Annotated in this window: 16 protein-coding genes; 7 read left to right on the forward strand and 9 right to left on the reverse strand. The window is 74.8% G+C overall.

The features are described from left to right. Positions 1–46: 46 nt before the first annotated feature. Positions 47–652, forward strand: coding sequence for a DedA family protein (locus rosag_RS02415; protein WP_284348420.1), 606 nt, complete (start codon positions 47–49; stop codon positions 650–652). A 125-nt stretch (positions 653–777) separates the two neighbouring features. After that, complete coding sequence (locus rosag_RS02420) at positions 778–1,368, forward strand: DUF5715 family protein (RefSeq protein WP_284348421.1); 591 nt, start codon at positions 778–780, stop codon at positions 1,366–1,368. Positions 1,369–1,446: 78 nt separating this feature from the next. Here rosag_RS02420 and rosag_RS02425 read toward each other — a convergent pair whose 3' ends face one another. Next, positions 1,447–3,033, reverse strand: a complete 1,587-nt coding sequence (locus rosag_RS02425) for a M20/M25/M40 family metallo-hydrolase (protein ID WP_284348422.1) — start codon at positions 3,031–3,033, stop codon at positions 1,447–1,449. Positions 3,034–3,123: 90 nt separating this feature from the next. Continuing rightward, positions 3,124–4,401 (reverse strand): VanZ family protein, encoded by a 1,278-nt coding sequence (locus rosag_RS02430; protein WP_284348423.1) that lies wholly within the window; start codon positions 4,399–4,401, stop codon positions 3,124–3,126. Between the two features lie 180 nt (positions 4,402–4,581). Here rosag_RS02430 and rosag_RS02435 point away from each other — a divergent pair, with 180 nt between their 5' ends. The 4 genes from rosag_RS02435 to rosag_RS02450 all read left to right on the forward strand — a co-directional run bounded on the left by rosag_RS02435 (position 4,582) and on the right by rosag_RS02450 (position 8,658). Further along, positions 4,582–4,791, forward strand: coding sequence for a hypothetical protein (locus rosag_RS02435; protein ID WP_284348424.1), 210 nt, complete (start codon positions 4,582–4,584; stop codon positions 4,789–4,791). Positions 4,792–4,857: 66 nt separating this feature from the next. After that, positions 4,858–5,610: an Ig-like domain-containing protein gene (locus tag rosag_RS02440; RefSeq protein ID WP_284348425.1), complete on the forward strand. Its 753-nt coding sequence runs from the start codon at positions 4,858–4,860 to the stop codon at positions 5,608–5,610. Positions 5,611–5,771: 161 nt separating this feature from the next. Next, a complete protein-coding gene (locus tag rosag_RS02445; protein WP_284348426.1) occupies positions 5,772–7,562 on the forward strand; it encodes an acyl-CoA dehydrogenase C-terminal domain-containing protein in 1,791 nt (596 codons plus the stop codon). 88 nt (positions 7,563–7,650) lie between these two features. Continuing rightward, the gene (locus rosag_RS02450; RefSeq protein ID WP_284348427.1) at positions 7,651–8,658 is read left to right on the forward strand and encodes a hypothetical protein; all 1,008 of its coding nucleotides are present in this window, start codon (positions 7,651–7,653) and stop codon (positions 8,656–8,658) included. Between the two features lie 138 nt (positions 8,659–8,796). On the opposite strand, the gene rosag_RS02455 is transcribed toward rosag_RS02450, so the two are convergent. From rosag_RS02455 to rosag_RS02480, 6 genes are all read right to left on the reverse strand, one after another. After that, positions 8,797–9,402, reverse strand: coding sequence for a YigZ family protein (locus rosag_RS02455; protein WP_284348428.1), 606 nt, complete (start codon positions 9,400–9,402; stop codon positions 8,797–8,799). A 7-nt stretch (positions 9,403–9,409) separates the two neighbouring features. Further along, positions 9,410–10,477 (reverse strand): TolB family protein, encoded by a 1,068-nt coding sequence (locus rosag_RS02460; RefSeq protein WP_284348429.1) that lies wholly within the window; start codon positions 10,475–10,477, stop codon positions 9,410–9,412. Next, on the reverse strand, positions 10,461–10,778 hold the full coding sequence (locus rosag_RS02465; RefSeq protein ID WP_284348430.1) for a putative signal transducing protein: 318 nt from the start codon (positions 10,776–10,778) through the stop codon (positions 10,461–10,463). The genes rosag_RS02460 and rosag_RS02465 overlap by 17 nt, the downstream gene beginning before the upstream one ends. 52 nt (positions 10,779–10,830) lie before the next feature. Next, positions 10,831–11,562 carry a response regulator transcription factor gene (locus tag rosag_RS02470; RefSeq protein WP_284348432.1) on the reverse strand — a complete coding sequence of 244 codons (732 nt, stop codon included), beginning with the start codon at positions 11,560–11,562 and terminating at the stop codon, positions 10,831–10,833. Positions 11,563–11,580: 18 nt separating this feature from the next. After that, positions 11,581–13,350, reverse strand: coding sequence for a sensor histidine kinase (locus rosag_RS02475; protein ID WP_284348433.1), 1,770 nt, complete (start codon positions 13,348–13,350; stop codon positions 11,581–11,583). Positions 13,351–13,445: 95 nt separating this feature from the next. Then, positions 13,446–13,916, reverse strand: a complete 471-nt coding sequence (locus tag rosag_RS02480) for a hypothetical protein (RefSeq protein WP_284348434.1) — start codon at positions 13,914–13,916, stop codon at positions 13,446–13,448. A gap of 68 nt (positions 13,917–13,984) precedes the next feature. On the opposite strand from rosag_RS02480, the gene rosag_RS02485 reads away from it, so the two are divergent. Then, positions 13,985–15,331 carry an aminotransferase class V-fold PLP-dependent enzyme gene (locus tag rosag_RS02485; protein ID WP_284348435.1) on the forward strand — a complete coding sequence of 449 codons (1,347 nt, stop codon included), beginning with the start codon at positions 13,985–13,987 and terminating at the stop codon, positions 15,329–15,331. Positions 15,332–15,347: 16 nt separating this feature from the next. Here rosag_RS02485 and rosag_RS02490 read toward each other — a convergent pair whose 3' ends face one another. Next, on the reverse strand, positions 15,348–16,421 hold the full coding sequence (locus rosag_RS02490) for a Vgb family protein (RefSeq protein WP_284348436.1): 1,074 nt from the start codon (positions 16,419–16,421) through the stop codon (positions 15,348–15,350). Positions 16,422–16,482: the final 61 nt, after the last annotated feature.

Genomic DNA, 16,482 nt, shown 5'->3' on the forward strand with positions numbered 1-16,482 from the left:
GCTCGCGCCGTTCGCGGCCGCCGCGCACGCCGTCACGGCGCTGGGCGTGGCGGCCGGCGAGCCGCTGACGCACGCGCAGCGGCTGTGGGCCTACGCGACGCTCGGCGCGAGCCCGATCGTGACCGAGGAGCTGGCGCCGCTGATCGGCGGGCTCACCGCGTCGCAGGGGCAGCTCGCGATCGGCCCCGTGATCGTCGCGCTCACGCTGGGCGGGTGGATCGCGACCGGGCTGCTGTACGCGCTGGGCCGGTGGCGCGGGCGCTGGGTGCGCCGCCGCTTTCCCGCGGTCAACGGCCACATGAAGCGCTGGCTGCGCGCGGTGCGCCGGCGGCCGTGGCGCAGCGCGCTGGCGGTGCGCTTCGCCTTCGGCGCGCGGCTGCTGCTCCCGCTGGCGTGCGGCGCCGCGCACCTGCGGCTCGACATCTACCTGCTGGGGAGCCTGCTGAGCTCCATCGTCTGGTCCACCGCGTTCGCGCTCGTCGGCTTCTGGTTCGGCGACGCGGCGGTGGCCGCGCTGCACGCCGTGCGGCGCTACGACCAGTACGCGGTGGGCGTGCTGGCGGGGCTGGCGACGCTCGTCTGGCTGATGCTCCGCCGCCGGCGCCGCGGGCGGACGGAGGCGGCGGCCGCCGCCGCGGTCCCGCCGGGCTGACCCGCACGGAGTGCGCGCGCTGGCCCGGGGCGTGACGCGGCGCACGGGCCGCGCGTCGTCCCGGTGTCGCATCCGGCCCGTTTCGGGTGTAGGATTGTGCGCCCCGTCACGTCCGCCGTCCGACCATGTCCGCCCGCCAGCTCTCCGCTCTCCGCCCGCTCGGAGCTCCCGTCGCGCGCCGCCTCCTGGCGTGCGCGCTCCTCTCGGCCGTCCCGCCGGTCGTCGTGCCGGCCGCCACGCTGGGGGCGCAGACGCTGCGCGGCTCGCGCGCGGCCGTCGACCGCGCGTTCCACACCGCCAAGCGCCGCGAGCTGCCGTTCGTGCGCTCGCGCCGCGAGATCGAGCGCCGTGCCCGCGAGGGCGACTACGTGCGGCTGTCGGCCACGCGCAACGTGCGGCTCAGGGGCGTGACCACGCCGTACGTGCGCCCGCTGACGCGCAGCTTCCTGAGCACGTTCGCGGCGCGCTACCAGCGGTCGTGCGGCGAGCCGCTCGTCGTCACGAGCGCGATGCGCCCGACGTCGATCCGCCTCGTGAACTCGACGGCGAAGTCGGTGCACCCCACCGGGATGGCGCTCGACCTGCGCGCGCCGGGCGGCAGCTGCCGCGGCTGGATGCGCCGCGAGCTGCTCGCCTACGAGCGCCGCGGCGTCGTGGACGCGACCGAGGAGCGGCATCCCGCGCACTTCCACGTCGTGGTCTACCGCGCGCCGTGAGCGCGCCGCGAGCGGCGAGCGGCGAGCGTCTAGCGTCGAGCGGCCGTCCCTCGACGCTCGACGCTCACCGCTTCCTTCTCAGGGTTGCGCGCCCGCGCTGCGTCGCGCCTTGTTGCACGTCGGCCAGCTGCGCGGCTGCCCGTTCGCGCCGAGCAGGATCGCCACGTCGTGCGAGGTGCGCGTCGGATCTTCCGAGGCCGCGTAGGCCAGCATGGCGGCTGTCGTCGCGTTCTGCCGCAGGTCGTCGAAGACGATCTTGTCGAACGTGTCGCGGTTGGTGTGCCAGGTGTACTGCCGGTACTCCGCATACGGCGACTGCAGGCGGAAGGCCGGCGTGGAGCGGCAGACGAACGAGGTGTGGTCGCTTCCCGTGTTCGCCTGCGCGCCGGGCACCTGGAGGCGCAGGCTGTCCGACAGCTCGCTCGGGAGCTGCGACACCCAGCGCGCGAGGTTCGCGCTCGCGCCGATGAAGCCCTGTCCCTCCAGCATCTCGAAGCGCCAGGTCCCGTTGTCCTGGTTGAACACGGTCTGGAGCCCCTGCACGACCTCGGGATGGTCCTCGGCGAAGGCGAGCGAGCCGATCGTCCCCTGCTCCTCGCCGCCCCAGTGCCCCACGAGGATCGTGCGGCGCGGGCGCGGATAGGCGGCCTTCAGGATGCGCATCGCCTCGAGCATCGTGATCGTGCCGGTGCCATTGTCGGTCGCGCCCTGCGCACCGTGCCAGCTGTCGAGGTGGGCCGAGAGCAGGACGTACTCGTCGGGGAGCTCGGTGCCCTTCAGCTCGGCGACGACGTTGAACATCGGCACCTCGGCGGCGGGCTTCTCGGCGGTCGCCGTGAGGCGCGCCCGCGGCCCCTGCCCGCGCGACGCCAGGCGGTGCATCAGCCCGTAGTCCTCGCACGACACGTCGAGCGTCGGCACGCGCTCGGCCGTCGCGCCGAAGATCTTGTTGACGCCCCAGCCGTTCGACCAGAGCGAGGTGAGGATGCCGGCCACCCCCGCCGCCTCGAGCCGCGCGTGCACCACGCGCGACAGCTCGTTGGGCGTGGTCCCCGCCGGCGCCAGCGCCTGCAGGCGCTGCGCGTGCTCGCGCTGCAGCTCGGTGCGGCGGGCGGCGATCCGCTGCACCGTCGCCGCGCGCGCGTTGGCCGCCAGCTCCTGGGGCGCGCGGCACATCGGCTCGGGCGCGGAGGCGAGCACGAAGCTCCCGCGCACGGTGCGCAGCCAGGCGTCGGCGGCCTGCGCGTCGGCGAGTGCCGGGATCGCGACCACCGTCCCGTCGACCGGGCGGCCGCCGGTGCCGGGGCTCCACGCCAGGAAGCGCGCCTCGAGCGAGCGCACGTGCGGCGCCATGAGGTCGAGGTGCACGGGGCCGGCCCGCCAGCCGCGCCAGGTGCCGTACCGCTCGCGCCGCGCCGGCACCCCGAACGACTGGTAGGTGCGCTCCAGCCAGGACACGGCCGACTCGAAGCCGGCCGTCCCCGACAGGCGCGGCCCGATGGAGTCGATGAGCACCTGCGCCAGCCGCTCGGTCTGCGACGAGTCCATCCCCACCTGCCACATCCGGCGGATCACCGGGTCGGCGGTGCGGAAGGTCTGCGCGGAGGCGAGCGCGGGGAGGGCGACGAGGCCGAGAGCGGCCAGCGAGCGGATGGCGATTCGCATGGGAGCGCGAGCGATGGGGCGGGGATGCGGTGACGGTGAATACGCCACGTCGCGGCGCGCCGCCAGCCCGCCCGGTCGCTCAGGAACCACTCACGCGGCGCGCGCCTCGCGCCGGCGGATCGGCGCCGCCGCGAGCGCGCGCCGCGCGGTGACCAGCGCCATCACGTGCGCGCGCTGCAGGTGATACAGCCACCCGCCGTACGCCGCCGCGAACACGTGCGTCGTGAGCGCGAGCAGCGACGGCGGCAGCGCGCCCAGGTCCTTGCGCAGCACCGCCAGCGTCGTGACCGCGGCGGCGGCGGCGATCGCCACGCGCCACGCGGTGTGCCGGTAGCGCAGCTCGCGGCGGCCCCACACCTCGGCCAGCAGGTACCCGCCGACGGTGAACGCCGCCAGCGACTCGACGTGGCGCAGGATCCCCAGCCGCGTCCACACGTCCGGCCCCGCCGGCGGATCGCCGAGCGGGAGGAGCAGCAGGTAGCCCGCGAAGAACGGCGCGGCGAGCGTCAGCGCCTCGGCCTCGAAGCGCCGCTCGATGGGGAGCACGCCCGGCGCCCGGCGCGCCAGGTCCCACGCCGCCACGCCGGCCAGCGCCACGCCGGCCAGCAGCGTGCGCGGCGCGGTCGCCAGCGCGGGGAGCGCGCCCACCAGGAACCAGCCCGCTGCCACGAGCACCGCGGCCAGCTTCCCCAGCGCGCCCGCCGGCCCCAGCTGGCGCCGCTGCACGGTGCCCACGAGCGATCCGCCGAACGCCGCCAGCAGCAGCAGCGCGAGCGCGCGCGGTGCCACGCCGCCCAGGCGCGGCGCGTCGGGCGCGGCGGCGGACACCGCGGCGAGGGTGCACAGCGGCAGCGACACGTAGAGCAGCCCCATCACCGGCAGCTCGAGCGCCAGCCGCCCGACGAGCGGCGTGTCCGCGCCCAGCTGCCGCGACGCGCGCGCGTGCAGCCACGCGCCCAGCAGCGCGCCCATCGCGTTCGTGACGACGTCCACGGGCGACGGGAATCGCCCGGGCTCGAACACCTGCGTGACCTCGATCGCGAGGCTGGCCAGCGCGCCGTGCGCGAGTGCGAGCGCGAGCGTCAGGCGGCGCGCGCGGGCCGTCGCCTCCTGCGTGCGCGGCGCGTCGGTCGCGGTGCGCGCCGCGCGCGTCAGCGCGTAGAGGAAGCCGAGCGGCACGAAGAGCGCGACGTTGGCGATCACGTCGAAGCCGGTGTCCCAGCCCATGATCGCGAGGCGCGCGGGCCACGCGAAGCGGAACGGCTGCAGCGTGATCGCGCCGACGATGGCGGCGACGAACGCGAGGACGGCGGCGCCGAGGCGCGCGCCGGTGTCGCCGTAGGGCGGACGGCCGGGCGAGGCGCTCACGTGGCGCTCATGCGGCGTGGGAGGCGGAAGGCTGGCTCACCCGCGGGAGTCTCGGAGCCGGAGGGCGGCGGGTTGAGTCGGGGCGAGCGGATTCATCGCCACGCTGTCACCTGCGGTCCGATTCTCTCGTAGGGTCCGCGTCCGCCGCAGACCCGCACCGTCAGACTCGGGAGGCCGCACGTGAGTGTTCGACAGGGAACCGCCGGCAACGTCATCGCCGCCCTGGCCAGCTTCTTCATCCCCGGGCTGGGGCAGCTCATCCAGGGTCGGCCCGGCAAGGCGCTCTGGCACCTCGTCCTCGCCGGCGCCTTCTGGCTGGTCTCGTTCGGCATGCTCGGCTGGGTGATGCACGTCTGGTCGGCGATCGAGGCCGCGCGCTGGGAGTCCTGAGCGCGCACGGCGTCCGGGCGTGGGAGCCGTGGTGACTCCCCGTCCGGACGACGGGTAGGTTGCAGGATGCAGAATCCCTCCGCCTCCCGCCGCGCCCGCACGGGCGCGCTCGCCGTCGTGCTGTCCGGCGCGGCCGCCGCCTGCACGCCCCTCAGCGCCCCGGACGAGAACGCGTGCTCCGGGGCGCAGTGCATCGACAGCATCCAGATCATCGCCACGCGCCGCTACCTGCTGGTGGGCGACACGACGCGGCTGCAGGGCGAGGTGCTGACGCGCAACGGCGTCGCGACCCCGTTCAGCTGGCGCGCCGCGCAGCCGTCGGTCGCGACCGTCAACGCGTCGGGGCTGGTGACGGCCGTCGGACGCGGGCGCGGGCAGATCGTCGCGATCCCCGCCAGCGACACCAGCGTCTTCGCGTCGGTGGCGTTCGACGTCGTCAGCGGCGACTCGAGCACGGTGCCGTTCGTCGTCGGCGTGACCGACGTCGCGACGCGCTCCGCCATCCGCTACGGCGGCGCGGTGGGCGACTCGATCGACATCACGCTGGAGTACGCCTCCGGTCGGCTCCCCGACCAAGTGGTGCAGGCAGCGCAGCTCCGCATCACCGGCGGCGGGCGCGACACGACGCTCACGCTCGCGCAGCCGGGGGCGCCCGGGACCATCGGCCGTGGCTCCGTGCGCCTGCGCTTCACGCCCCCCGCGGGGAGCACGGTGCGTCCGTTCGCGCAGGGCTACTACACGGCGCGCACGATCCTGCAGCTGGCCGGCGGGCGGACGCTGAGCGTCGAGATCCCGGCGCTGTTCGCCGTCGTGCGCTGACGCCAGCACACCCACGACCGCCCGGCGGCGACGTCCTGGCGACGTCCTGGCGACGTCCTGGCGACGTCTTGCCGCCCGGCGGTCGCGGTCGCACAATTACCACAGAACACCGTTCGGCAGGCGCCGCGCGCCGATCGCCACCTCCACCGGACCCGAGTCCCATGCCGACCTACAAGGCGCCGCTCGACGACATCCGCTTCCTCCTCACCGAGGTCCTCGACGTCGAGCAGCTCTCGCGGCTGCCGGGCTACGAGGAGGCCACGCCGGACATGCTGCTGGCCGTCCTCGAGGAGGGCGCCAAGCTGTGCGAGCAGTACCTCGCGCCCGTCAACCAGAGCGGCGACGCCGAGGGGTGCCGCTACGAGAACGGCGTCGTCACGACGCCGAAGGGCTTCCGCGAGGCGTACGACGAGTTCGTGAAGGGCGGCTGGCCCGCGATGACGGCGCCCACGGAGTTCGGCGGGCAGGGGCTGCCGCACCTCACGCGCTTCGTGCTGAACGAGATGATGTGCGCCGCCAACCTCTCGTTCGCGATGTACCCGGAGCTCGGCCACGGCGTCGCGATGACGCTCGAGAAGTGGGGCAACGCGGAGCTGAAGCAGCGCTTCATGCCGAAGATCGTCGACGGCACGTGGACGGGCACGATGTGCCTCACCGAGGCGCACGCCGGCACGGACCTCGGCATCATCCGCACGAAGGCGGTGCCCGCGGGCGACGGCGCCTACAAGGTCACGGGCACCAAGATCTTCATCTCCGCGGGCGACCACGACCTGGCCGAGAACGTGATCCACCTCGTGCTGGCCAAGCTGCCCGACGCGCCCGCGGGCACGAAGGGGATCTCGATGTTCATCGTGCCCAAGTTCCTCCCCACCGAGGAGGGCGGCGTCGGCACGCCGAACGGCGTCACCTGCGGCTCCATCGAGCACAAGATGGGGATCAAGGGCAACGCGACGTGCGTCATGAACTTCGACGGCGCGACGGGCTGGCTGGTGGGCGAGGAGCACAAGGGGATGCGCGCGATGTTCACGATGATGAACGGCGCGCGCCTCGGCGTCGGCCTGCAGGGGCTCGGCCTCGCGGAGGTCGCGTACCAGAACGCGCTCGCCTACACGAAGGACCGCATCCAGGGCCGCGCGCTCACCGGCAAGAAGGCGCCGGAGCAGGAGGCCGACCCGATCATCGTGCACCCCGACGTGCGCCGCATGCTGCTGACGCAGAAGGCGTACATCGAGGGCGAGCGCGCGCTCGCGTACTGGGTCGGGCAGCTGATCGACATCGAGGAGAAGCACCCCGACGAGGAGAAGCGGAAGGAGGCCGAGGACCTGGTCGCGCTGATGACGCCGATCATCAAGGGCTTCCTGACGGACACGGGCTTCGAGAGCGCGAACCTCGCGCTGCAGTGCCTGGGCGGCCACGGCTACATCAAGGAGTACGGGCTGGAGCAGTTCGTCCGCGACGCGCGCATCGCGCAGATCTACGAGGGGACGAACGGCGTGCAGGCGCTCGACCTGATCGGCCGCAAGGTGCCGGAGGGGAACGGCCGGCTGCTGCGCCGCTTCCTCGCGCTGGTGCAGGCGGACCTCAAGGAGGCGCAGGCGGACGCGCGCGTGTCCGACCTCGCCGCGCAGCTCGGCGACGCGGTGCGCAAGACGCAGGAGAGCATCATGACGGTCATCCAGAAGGCGATGCAGAACCCCGACGAGGCGGGCGCCGCGGCGACCGACTTCCTGCGGATGATGGGGCTGGTCGCGACGGGCTGGATGTGGCTGAAGATGGCGCGCGTGGCGCTCGACCGGCTGCCGAGCGCGAACGGCGAGGCGCGCTTCTACGACGCGAAGGTGAAGACGGCGCGCTTCTACTTCGCGAAGCTGCTGCCGCAGGTGGACGCGCTGGCGGCGACGATGCAGAGCGGCGCGGCGACGGTGATGGAGCTGGAGGCCGCGGCCTTCTGACGCGGCGGCCGGCGTCTTGCGCGGATGAGCGGGGGCGTGCATCACAGGATGCACGCCCCCGCTTCCCGTTCGTGCTCCCGAGTCTGCCGTGTACGCCGCCTGCCTCTTCTGCGACGCGCCGTTCCCCGGGAACGAGGCGCTGGAGTCGTTCCCCGTCGGACGCCGCGTGGCGTTCGACGCCGACCGCGGGCGCCTGTGGGCGGTCTGCCGCCGCTGCGAGCGCTGGAACCTGGCGCCCATGGAGCAGCGCTGGGAGGCGATCGAGGACGCGGAGCGGCTGTTCCGCGACACGCGCGTGCGCGTCTCGACGGACAACATCGGGCTCGCGAAGCTGCGCGAGGGGCTGGAGCTGGTGCGCATCGGGCGGCCGCTGCGGCCGGAGTTCGCGGCGTGGCGCTACGGCGACCAGTTCGGGCGCCGCCGCCGGCGCGCGGTGACGGCCGGCGGCGTGGGCGCGGCGGCGGCGGTCGTGGCGGCGCCGATCGCGGTCCCGGCGCTCGTGGCGGGCCTCTGGTCGGGCGGCATCTTCGTCGCCGGATACCTCGCCGGCGGCGTGACGGTGCCCTACGAGATGGCGAAGGAGTGGCTGCTCTCCGAGCGCGTGATCGCGCGCGTCTCGCTCGGCGACCCGGCGGACGGCGCGCCGGACGCGGACATCCGCGTGCGCCACCTGCGCGAGAGCACGCTGCTGCAGGACGGCGCCGACGGCGTCGCGCTGCGCCTGCAGCACGACGGCGGCGAGACGGACCTGCGCGGCGCATCGGCGACGCGCGCGCTGGGCGCGCTGCTCGCGCGCGCGAACGCGTGGGGCGCGAGCGCGGGGCAGGTGCGCGCCGCGGTGCACGCGATCGACGAGCGCGGCGACGCGCTCGGCTGGCTGCACGCGGCCGCGCGGCGCTCCAGTCGCCCGGGCGGGCGCGTGATGGCCGAGTGGCGCCGCGTCGGCGCGCTCGCGCTCACGCCGGTGGAGCGCCTGGCGGTGGAGATGGCGCTACACGAGGAGCAGGAGCGCCGCGCGCTGGAGGGCGAGCTGGAGGTGCTGACGGACGCGTGGCGCGACGCGGAGGAGATCGCGGCGATCGCGGATTCGATCTAGATGTCGTCCCGATCCTGAGCGCAGCGAAGGAGAGGGACCTGGTATGCGTCACGCGTGGGACGCCTCTCGCCTCGGAGAGCGGATGCCTGGCTGCGCTCGGGATGACACCCGACCGGGCCGCACGCGGCACGCAGCGCTTCAGTCGACCAGCGCCTGCCCCCGCGTCGCGTCCAGCACCGCCGCCGCGAACGCATCGCGCCGCGCGTCGGGGAGCGTCACGCGGTACGTCACGTCGGCCGCGTACGACTCCTCCGCGACGCGGCCCTCGTGGCCCGCGATGAGCTGCTGCACGACGGTCACGTCGCCGTAGCCGATCGTCAGCACGCAGTCGATCCACTCCACCCGCTCGGCGCGCGGCATCGATTCGAGCGCGTGCTGCACGGCGCCGCCGTACGCGCGCACGAGGCCACCGGTGCCGAGCTTCGTGCCGCCGTAGTAGCGCGTCACCACCGCGGCCACGTCGCCGACGCCCGAGTGCAGCAGCACCGTCAGCATCGGGCGACCGGCGGTGCCGTGTGGCTCGCCGTCGTCGCTCATGCCCACGCGGCCCGTGCTCCCCGGCGGCCCGACGACGAACGCCCAGCAGTTGTGCGTCGCGTCGGGGAACTCGGCGCGCATGCGCGCGATGAAGGCCTGCGCGTCCTCCACCGTCGCGGCGGGCGCGATGGTGGCGATGAAGCGGCTGCGCGAGATCTCCTGCTGTGCGCGGTGCTCGCCGGCGGGGATGGGGTAGCGGTCGCTCACGCGTACATCACCGCAGCAGCGCCACGCTGCCCGGCGCCTCCGTCGGGTCGCCCGGGAGGTCGCCGACCGCCGCGCCGTCGCGCGTCAGTGCGCGATACACGAGCCGCGTCGCGAACGGATCGCCCTGCTCGACGTTGATCGCGACCACGACGCGCGCGCCGTCGGCGCTCAGGCGCGCCCAGCGGATGCGGTCGTTCGTCACGCGCGGGTCGCCCGGCGTGAGCAGTGGGACCGGCAGCCGTTCGCGGCTCGCGAGCGCCGTCGCCGCGCCGGTGCGCACGTCGATGCGCGCCAGCTCGCGGTAGTCGTCCGCGGTGCGGAAGGGCGCCACGCTCGAGACGAAGCGGCGGCGCAGCGCCAGCACCCAGCTCGCGTCCGGCGCGAGGTCCTGCACGAGCCCCACGAGCGAGTCGCGCACGAGGCGCCGGACGCCGCCGCCGTCGATCGCCCACACGCGCGAGACGGGCGTCGGCAGCGAGTCGGGTCCCGTCTGACCGACGATCGTGGCGACGTACACCCGACCGTCGGTCGCCCAGCGCACCGCGGTCGTGGGCTCGACGCGCGGACCGCCGTCCGATCCCGACTCGTGCAGCACGCGCGTCGTGCCCGTCGCCAGGTCGGCGGCCACCACGCGCGTCGTGAGCGCGCGACGGTCCCCCAGCGCCGTCACCGCGGCGGCGATCGCGCCGCCGTCCGGCGACCAGGCGACCGGCGTGCCCCAGTAGGGGACGGCCGCGATGCGGACCTTCGTGTCGACGGTGCCACCGGGCGTCGCCACGAGCAGCCGCCCCACGCCCTGCGCCACCGCGACGAAGGCGAGCCGCGCGCCGTCCGGGCGCCAGCGCGGCTCCTGCAGCGACTGCGCGGGCCCGGTGGAGTCCGGCGGCGCCGCGAGCACGCGCGGCCACGTGTCCGACGGCGCCTCGACCAGCAGCGCCGGGGCGCCGGCCTCGATGCCGACGCGCGCCACGACAGGTGCGTCGCTTCCGGCGCCGCCCGGCCCGGTCGAGTCGCCGCAGCCGAGCGCGAGGAGCGCGACCGCCGCGATCGCCACACGCTCAGGCCGAGCGCGCATCCGGCCGATCCGGGTCGTCGTCCTCCGCTGCGGCATCGCGCGCCGCCTGCAGGATGCCGCGCGCCTCGTCCAGCGCGTCGATCGGCACCAGCACGTCCACGCCCTGCGCGGTGGCGCCCTGGAAGTTGGGGCCGAACAGCCCGACGAAGTCGTTGCCGTGCGCCCGCGCGGGAATGCCGGCCGCGCCGAGGACGGCGACGGTGACGTCGGCCTCGAAGCCGCTCGCCAGCGTCGCCACCGTCACCCACGCCGTGTTCGACCCCGGCATCCCGAACGCCCCGTCCTCGCGTCGCCACCGCATGGTCGCAAGATGGTCGGGCGGCCCCGCCGAGTGCCAGCGGTGGGATCGCGCGCTACGGCTGCAGCCGGTAGCCGACCTTGCGCACCGTGAGGATGTGCCGCGGCCGCGCGGGATCCTCCTCCAGCTTGCGGCGCAGCTCCGCGATGTGCGTGTCGACCGTGCGGCTGACGACCGCCGCGCTGTAGCCCCACACCTCGCGCAGCAGGTCGAGGCGCGTCGCGACCGCGCCGCCGCGGCGCACGAGCGCCTGCAGCAGGTCGTACTCCAGTGGCGCGAGCGGGATCTCCGCACCGGCGCGCGTGACGCGGCGCGCGGCCGGCTCGATCTCCACCGCGCCGAAGCGCGCGCACGCCGCGGCCGTGCTGCCCGCGACGCCCGGTGCGGCCGCCGCGTCCGCGGGGGCAGCGGCGGCCGAGTCGCGCGCGGCGCGGCGCAGCAGCGCGCGCACGCGCGCCAGCAGCTCCAGCACGCCGAACGGCTTGGTGACGTAGTCGTCGGCGCCCAGGTGCAGCCCGCGCACCTTGTCGGCCTCCTCGCCGCGCGCGGTGAGGATCAGCACCGGCATCTGGCGCCCCTCGTCGCGCAGCGTCTTCAGCACGCGGAAGCCGTCGAGCCCCGGCAGCATGAGGTCGAGCAGCACGAGGTCGGGCGCGCCCGCGCGCACGGCCGCGAGGCCCGCGGGTCCGTCGGGCGCGACGTCCACCTCGTAGCCCTCGATCTCGAGGTTGTTGCGGAGGCCGAAGGCCAGGTCGGGATTGTCCTCGACGACGACGATGCGCGGCATGATCGCTCTACGCGGGCTTCACGAGACGGAGTGGGGCTCGCGCGCGACGCCGAGCGGGGCGGGCATCGCGTGCGGGGGAACGTCGACGGGCGGCACGGCCGGCGCGGCGTCCGCGGGCAGCTCCAGCAGCAGGCGCGCGCCGCCGCCCGGCGCATCCTCCACGCGCACGCGGCCGCCGTGCAGCGTCACGAGGTCGCGCACGACGGCGAGCCCGATGCCGCTCCCCGCGACCGCCGACCCGGCGTCGCGCTCCAAGCGGAAGAACGGGAGCCAGACGCGCTCGCGGTCGCGCGGCGCGATGCCGGGGCCCTGGTCCTCGACCCAGAGGTGCGCGAACGGCCCCACGGCGCGCAGCCCCACGCGTACCGTCTGCCCGGTGGGGCCGTACTTGACCGCGTTGTCCAGCAGGTTGAGGAGCGCCTGCCGCAGCGCCGCGCGATCGACCGACGCGTGCACGTCGCACGTCGGCTCGCACGCGACGCTCACGCCGCGCGCCTGCGCGATGGGCGTGAACGCCTCCACCGTGTCGCGCACCTCGTCGGCGAGGCGCGTGGGCTCGGGCGAGAGGCGCGTCACGCGGCGTTCGCTGCGCGAGAACTGCAGCACGTTCTCCACCAGGTGCGTGAGCCGCCGCGCCTCCTGGTCGATGATCTCCAGCGAGCGGCGCCCCTCGGCCTCGCTGCGCACGCGGCCGAGCAGCAGCGTCTCCGCGAACATGCGCACCTGCGCCAGCGGCGTGCGCAGCTCGTGCGAGATGTTGCTCACGAAGTCGGCGCGCAGCCGCGCCAGCGCGTACTCGCGGCGGATCTGCAGGATGGCGACGATCACCAGCGCGCCCGTGAGCGCCAGCAGCGCGAGCAGCTGGGGCAGCCGCTGGCGCGGCAGCCCCCCGATCACCAGCCGGTCGGCGACGTCGGGGCGCAGCGTGAGGTTCACCACCAGCCCGCCGAACTTGTCCAGGCGATACTGCGCCGTGAACGGCGAGTCGTATTCGACGGCCGAGCGATACAGCTCCGCGCCGCGATCGTCGGTCACCACCACGGACAGCAGCGAGTCGTTGGGCGTGCCGCCCACGAGCGACGGCGGCAGCAGCGCGCCGTAGCGCATCGCGTCCACGAACACGGGCTTCGCGAAGTCGCGGAAGGGCGCGCCGAAGCCGAACGCCGCCGCCGGCTTGTCCCAGTCGTCGAAGCGCACCGCGTACGCCAGCATCCAGCGCTTGCCGCCCGCCTCCGCCACCACGTCGGCGTGGTCCCACGACTTCCGGAAGACGCCGAGCGCGTGGTGCGCGACCGTCTCGCGCAGCCAGTCGCGCGGCGGGCCTCCCGCGCAGCCGAGCACCTGGCGCAGCTCGTTCGTGCGCAGGTCGAGGCGGAAGAGGAAGCGCGACCGGTCGTGCGGGCCGATGCTCGCGGCCGCGGTCGTGAAGCCGCGCCGCGGGTCGACGCACCCCTTCTTGTGCCGCATGTCGAGCGCGCTGTCCAGCTGCGCGGCCAGGCGCGCGGCGGCGTCCGGACGCTCACCGCCCATCAGGTCCGTGGGACGCGCGAGCACGCCGCTGGCGCGGGCGTAGATCCCCTCCTTCGCGCGAGACGCCATCTGCAGCGCGGCGAACTGCGCGTAGTCGCGCAGCGTGCGCTCCGCGGTGGCGCGGTGCGAGTGCGCGGCGTCCATCGCCTGCCAGGCGAGGACCGCGGTGAGCGCGAAGCTGGCGACCAGCAGCGCGACGAGCACGCCCACGCGGCGGCCTTCGGGGCCGGGGCCGGCGCCCGGGAACAGAGAGGGCATGAGGCGAAGCTACGGCGCGCGCCGCGCCGCCGCACGCGGGCGCGGGCGATGTTCACGGCGTCCTGACGCTCGGTCCGGCCCGGCTCAGCGCGGGCTCAGCGCAGCAGGTCCGGCGGCAGGCGGCGGATCCAGCCGGCCGAGAGCGCGCCCCACAGCCCCACGAGGATCGCCTCGGCCGCGTCATGGCGGAGGGAGGTCGGGCGCGGCCCCTCGCCGAAGGCGATCGCGCGCCGCGCGAGGCGGTCCGAGATCGTCTTCAGCTGCGCCGTTCGGCCCCCGTGCTCGCGCGGCAGGAGGAAGACGCTGCGCCAGTCCTCGGCGCTCACGCGCTGGACCGTGAGCGCGCGACGGTCGGCCTCGTGCGTCCACGCGTCGGCGATCGGGCCGCCGCCCTCGAGCACCACGCGCGCGAGGTCGGGCACCTCGTCCAGCAGGGCGGGGATGGCGCGGCGCAGGCGCGGCAGCGCGCCGAAGTTGCGCGAGCGGTACCAGCGCAGGCGCCCGTCGTCGCCCCAGCAGGCGAAGCCGGTGCGCACGCCGACGTCGACGGCGAGGAGCGCGGTCATCGCGTGGACCTTCTGGCGGCCGCCCGATCGGGCGGTATGCTCAGGCCGACCGCCCACCGCTCACCCGCATGCGCCCCCACATGCCCAGCCGCCGCTCCTTCCTCCTGTCCGCCGGGGCCGTCGCCGCCGCCCCCTTCGCGGCGCCGCTGGTCCACAAGCTCCCCGCCGCGCCCGCGCCGCCATTCGCCGCGCGCGCGGGCCGCGCGCTGCGGGACGCGCACGCCGTCGCGGGCGGTCGCACGCCCGACGCGCTGGCCGACGACGAGGCGTACTGGGGCGAGATCCAGCGCGCGTTCGACGCCGACCGCACGATGATCAACCTCAACAACGGGGGCGTGAGCCCCACCCCGTCGCACGTGCTGGAGGCGATGATCCGCGACCTGCGCTTCTCGAACGAGCTGCCGGTCGAGCACATGTGGCGCGTGCTGGAGCCGCGCCTGGAAAGCGTGCGGCGCGAGCTGGCGCGCGAGCTCGGGTGCGATCCCGAGGAGATGGCGATCGTCCGCAACGCCAGCGAGGCGAACGAGACGATGATCCTCGGCCTCGACCTGAAGCGCGGCGACGAGGTGATCGTCAGCACGCAGAACTACCCGCGCATGCTGACCGCGTGGGAGCAGCGCGCGCGGCGCGACGGGATCGTCGTGAAGCAGGTGCGGTTCGACGTGCCGTCGAGCGACGACCACGTGGTCGAGCGCTTCGCGGCCGCCATCACGCCGCGCACGCGCGCGATCGAGCTGCCGCACATCACCAACCTCACCGGGCAGGTGCTGCCCGTGCGCCGCATCCAGCAGCTCGCGCGGCCGAAGGGGATCGAGGTGCTGGTGGACGGCGCGCACGCGTTCGCGCACTTCCCGTTCACGCGCGACGCGCTGGACTGCGACTACTACGGCACGAGCCTCCACAAGTGGCTGCTGGCGCCGGTGGGCACGGGCTTCCTGTACGTGCGGCGCGACCGCATCCCGAAGCTCTGGCCGCTGATGGCCGCGCCGAAGGCGATGGACGCCGACGTGCGGAAGTTCGAGGAGATCGGGACGCACCCCGCGGCCAATCACAACGCGATCGCCGCCGCGCTGACCTTCCACCGGGCCATCGGGGCGGAGCGGAAGGCGGCGCGCCTGCGGTGGCTGCGCGACCGGTGGGCGAAGCAGCTGCTGGCGGCGAGCGACCGCGTGCGCGTGCTCACGCCGCTGGACGACCCGGCGCGCGCGGGCGCGATCGGGTTCTTCGCGGTGGAGGGATTGGACCCGGCGAAGCTGGGCGGGTGGCTGCTGGCGAAGCACCGCATCGTCACCACGCCCATCGTCTTCCCGGAGTTCAGCGGCATCCGCGTCACGCCCAACGTCTACACGACGCGCGAGGAGCTCGACACGTTCGTGGAGACGGTCGTCGCGGCGATCCGCACCGGCGTGGCGTGACGCGAGATCGCGCCCGTCACTCGGTGACGGGGCGCCGCGTGCCGCCGACCGTCGCGCGGCCGATCGTGCCGACGTCGGTGCCGAACCAGATCTGGCCCGTGCGGCGGTCGAAGGTCATGTGCCGCACGGTGCCGCCGCCGCTCTCGATGGTCGTGTGGCCGAAGAAGCGCTCGCCGCGCGGATCGAAGCCGATCAGCCGGTTGGGCTGCTTCCCCGTCTCGACGAACCAGAGGCGGTCGCGGTCGTCGACCGTCATCGCGTACGGCAGCGACGCGGCGCCCCCCGGGTTCGGCCACTCCTTCACCGCGCCGCTCTGCGGGTCGAGGCGCCCCAGGAAGCCGCGCGTGTAGTCCACGTACCAGACCATGTCGTCCGACGTGATCGCGATGCGCCGCGGGCGCGCGCGGTCGTGCGGCAGCGGGAAGGTGCGCAGCCGCATGCTCGCCGGGTCGATGGTCGCGATCGCGTTGGTGCCGAACAGGTCGAACCACGGCCGGCCGCGCGAGTCGAGCACGAGGCCGTAGGGGCGCGACTGCGCCTTCGGGATCTTCACGAGGCGGATCTGCCCGGTGCGCGGCGTCAGGCGGCCGACCGCGTTCCCGTTCTGCACGGTGAACCAGAGGTCGCCGTCGGGCGCGAAGATCATCGTGTGCGGGTCGCGCACCGTGCTGTCGGGCATCGGGAAGCGCGTGATCTTCCCGGTCGCGGGCTCCAGCCGCCCGATCATCGCGTTGCGGTTGCCCGCGTACCACGCGTTGCCGTCCGGGCCGACGACGACGTTGTGCGGATGCGTCCCGTCGTCGATCTCGTACTTCCGGAACTCGCCGTTCGCCGGATTCAGCCACGCGACGTAGTTGCCCGCCTGGCCGACGAACCAGACGCGCCCCTGCGCGTCGGCGATGGGATCGCGCGGGCGGCTGTTCTCCCACGGCACCTTCCACTCGCGCACGGGGACGGCATCGGCCGCGGGCGACGCGACCGGCGCGCCCTGCGCGGCGGCGCGCGCGGGCGCGAGGGCGGGCAGGGCGGCGGCAATCGCCGCGGCGGCGAGCGCGGTGAGCGCGTTGTGCAACGAGCGCGTGGCGGACATGCGGACTCCTGGCTTGACGGCCGACGGCGGCGACCGGACGATGCGGAGAATCTGGCGCGCG

The organism is Roseisolibacter agri, assembly GCF_030159095.1.
Classification (GTDB): Bacteria; Gemmatimonadota; Gemmatimonadetes; order Gemmatimonadales; family Gemmatimonadaceae; genus Roseisolibacter; species Roseisolibacter agri.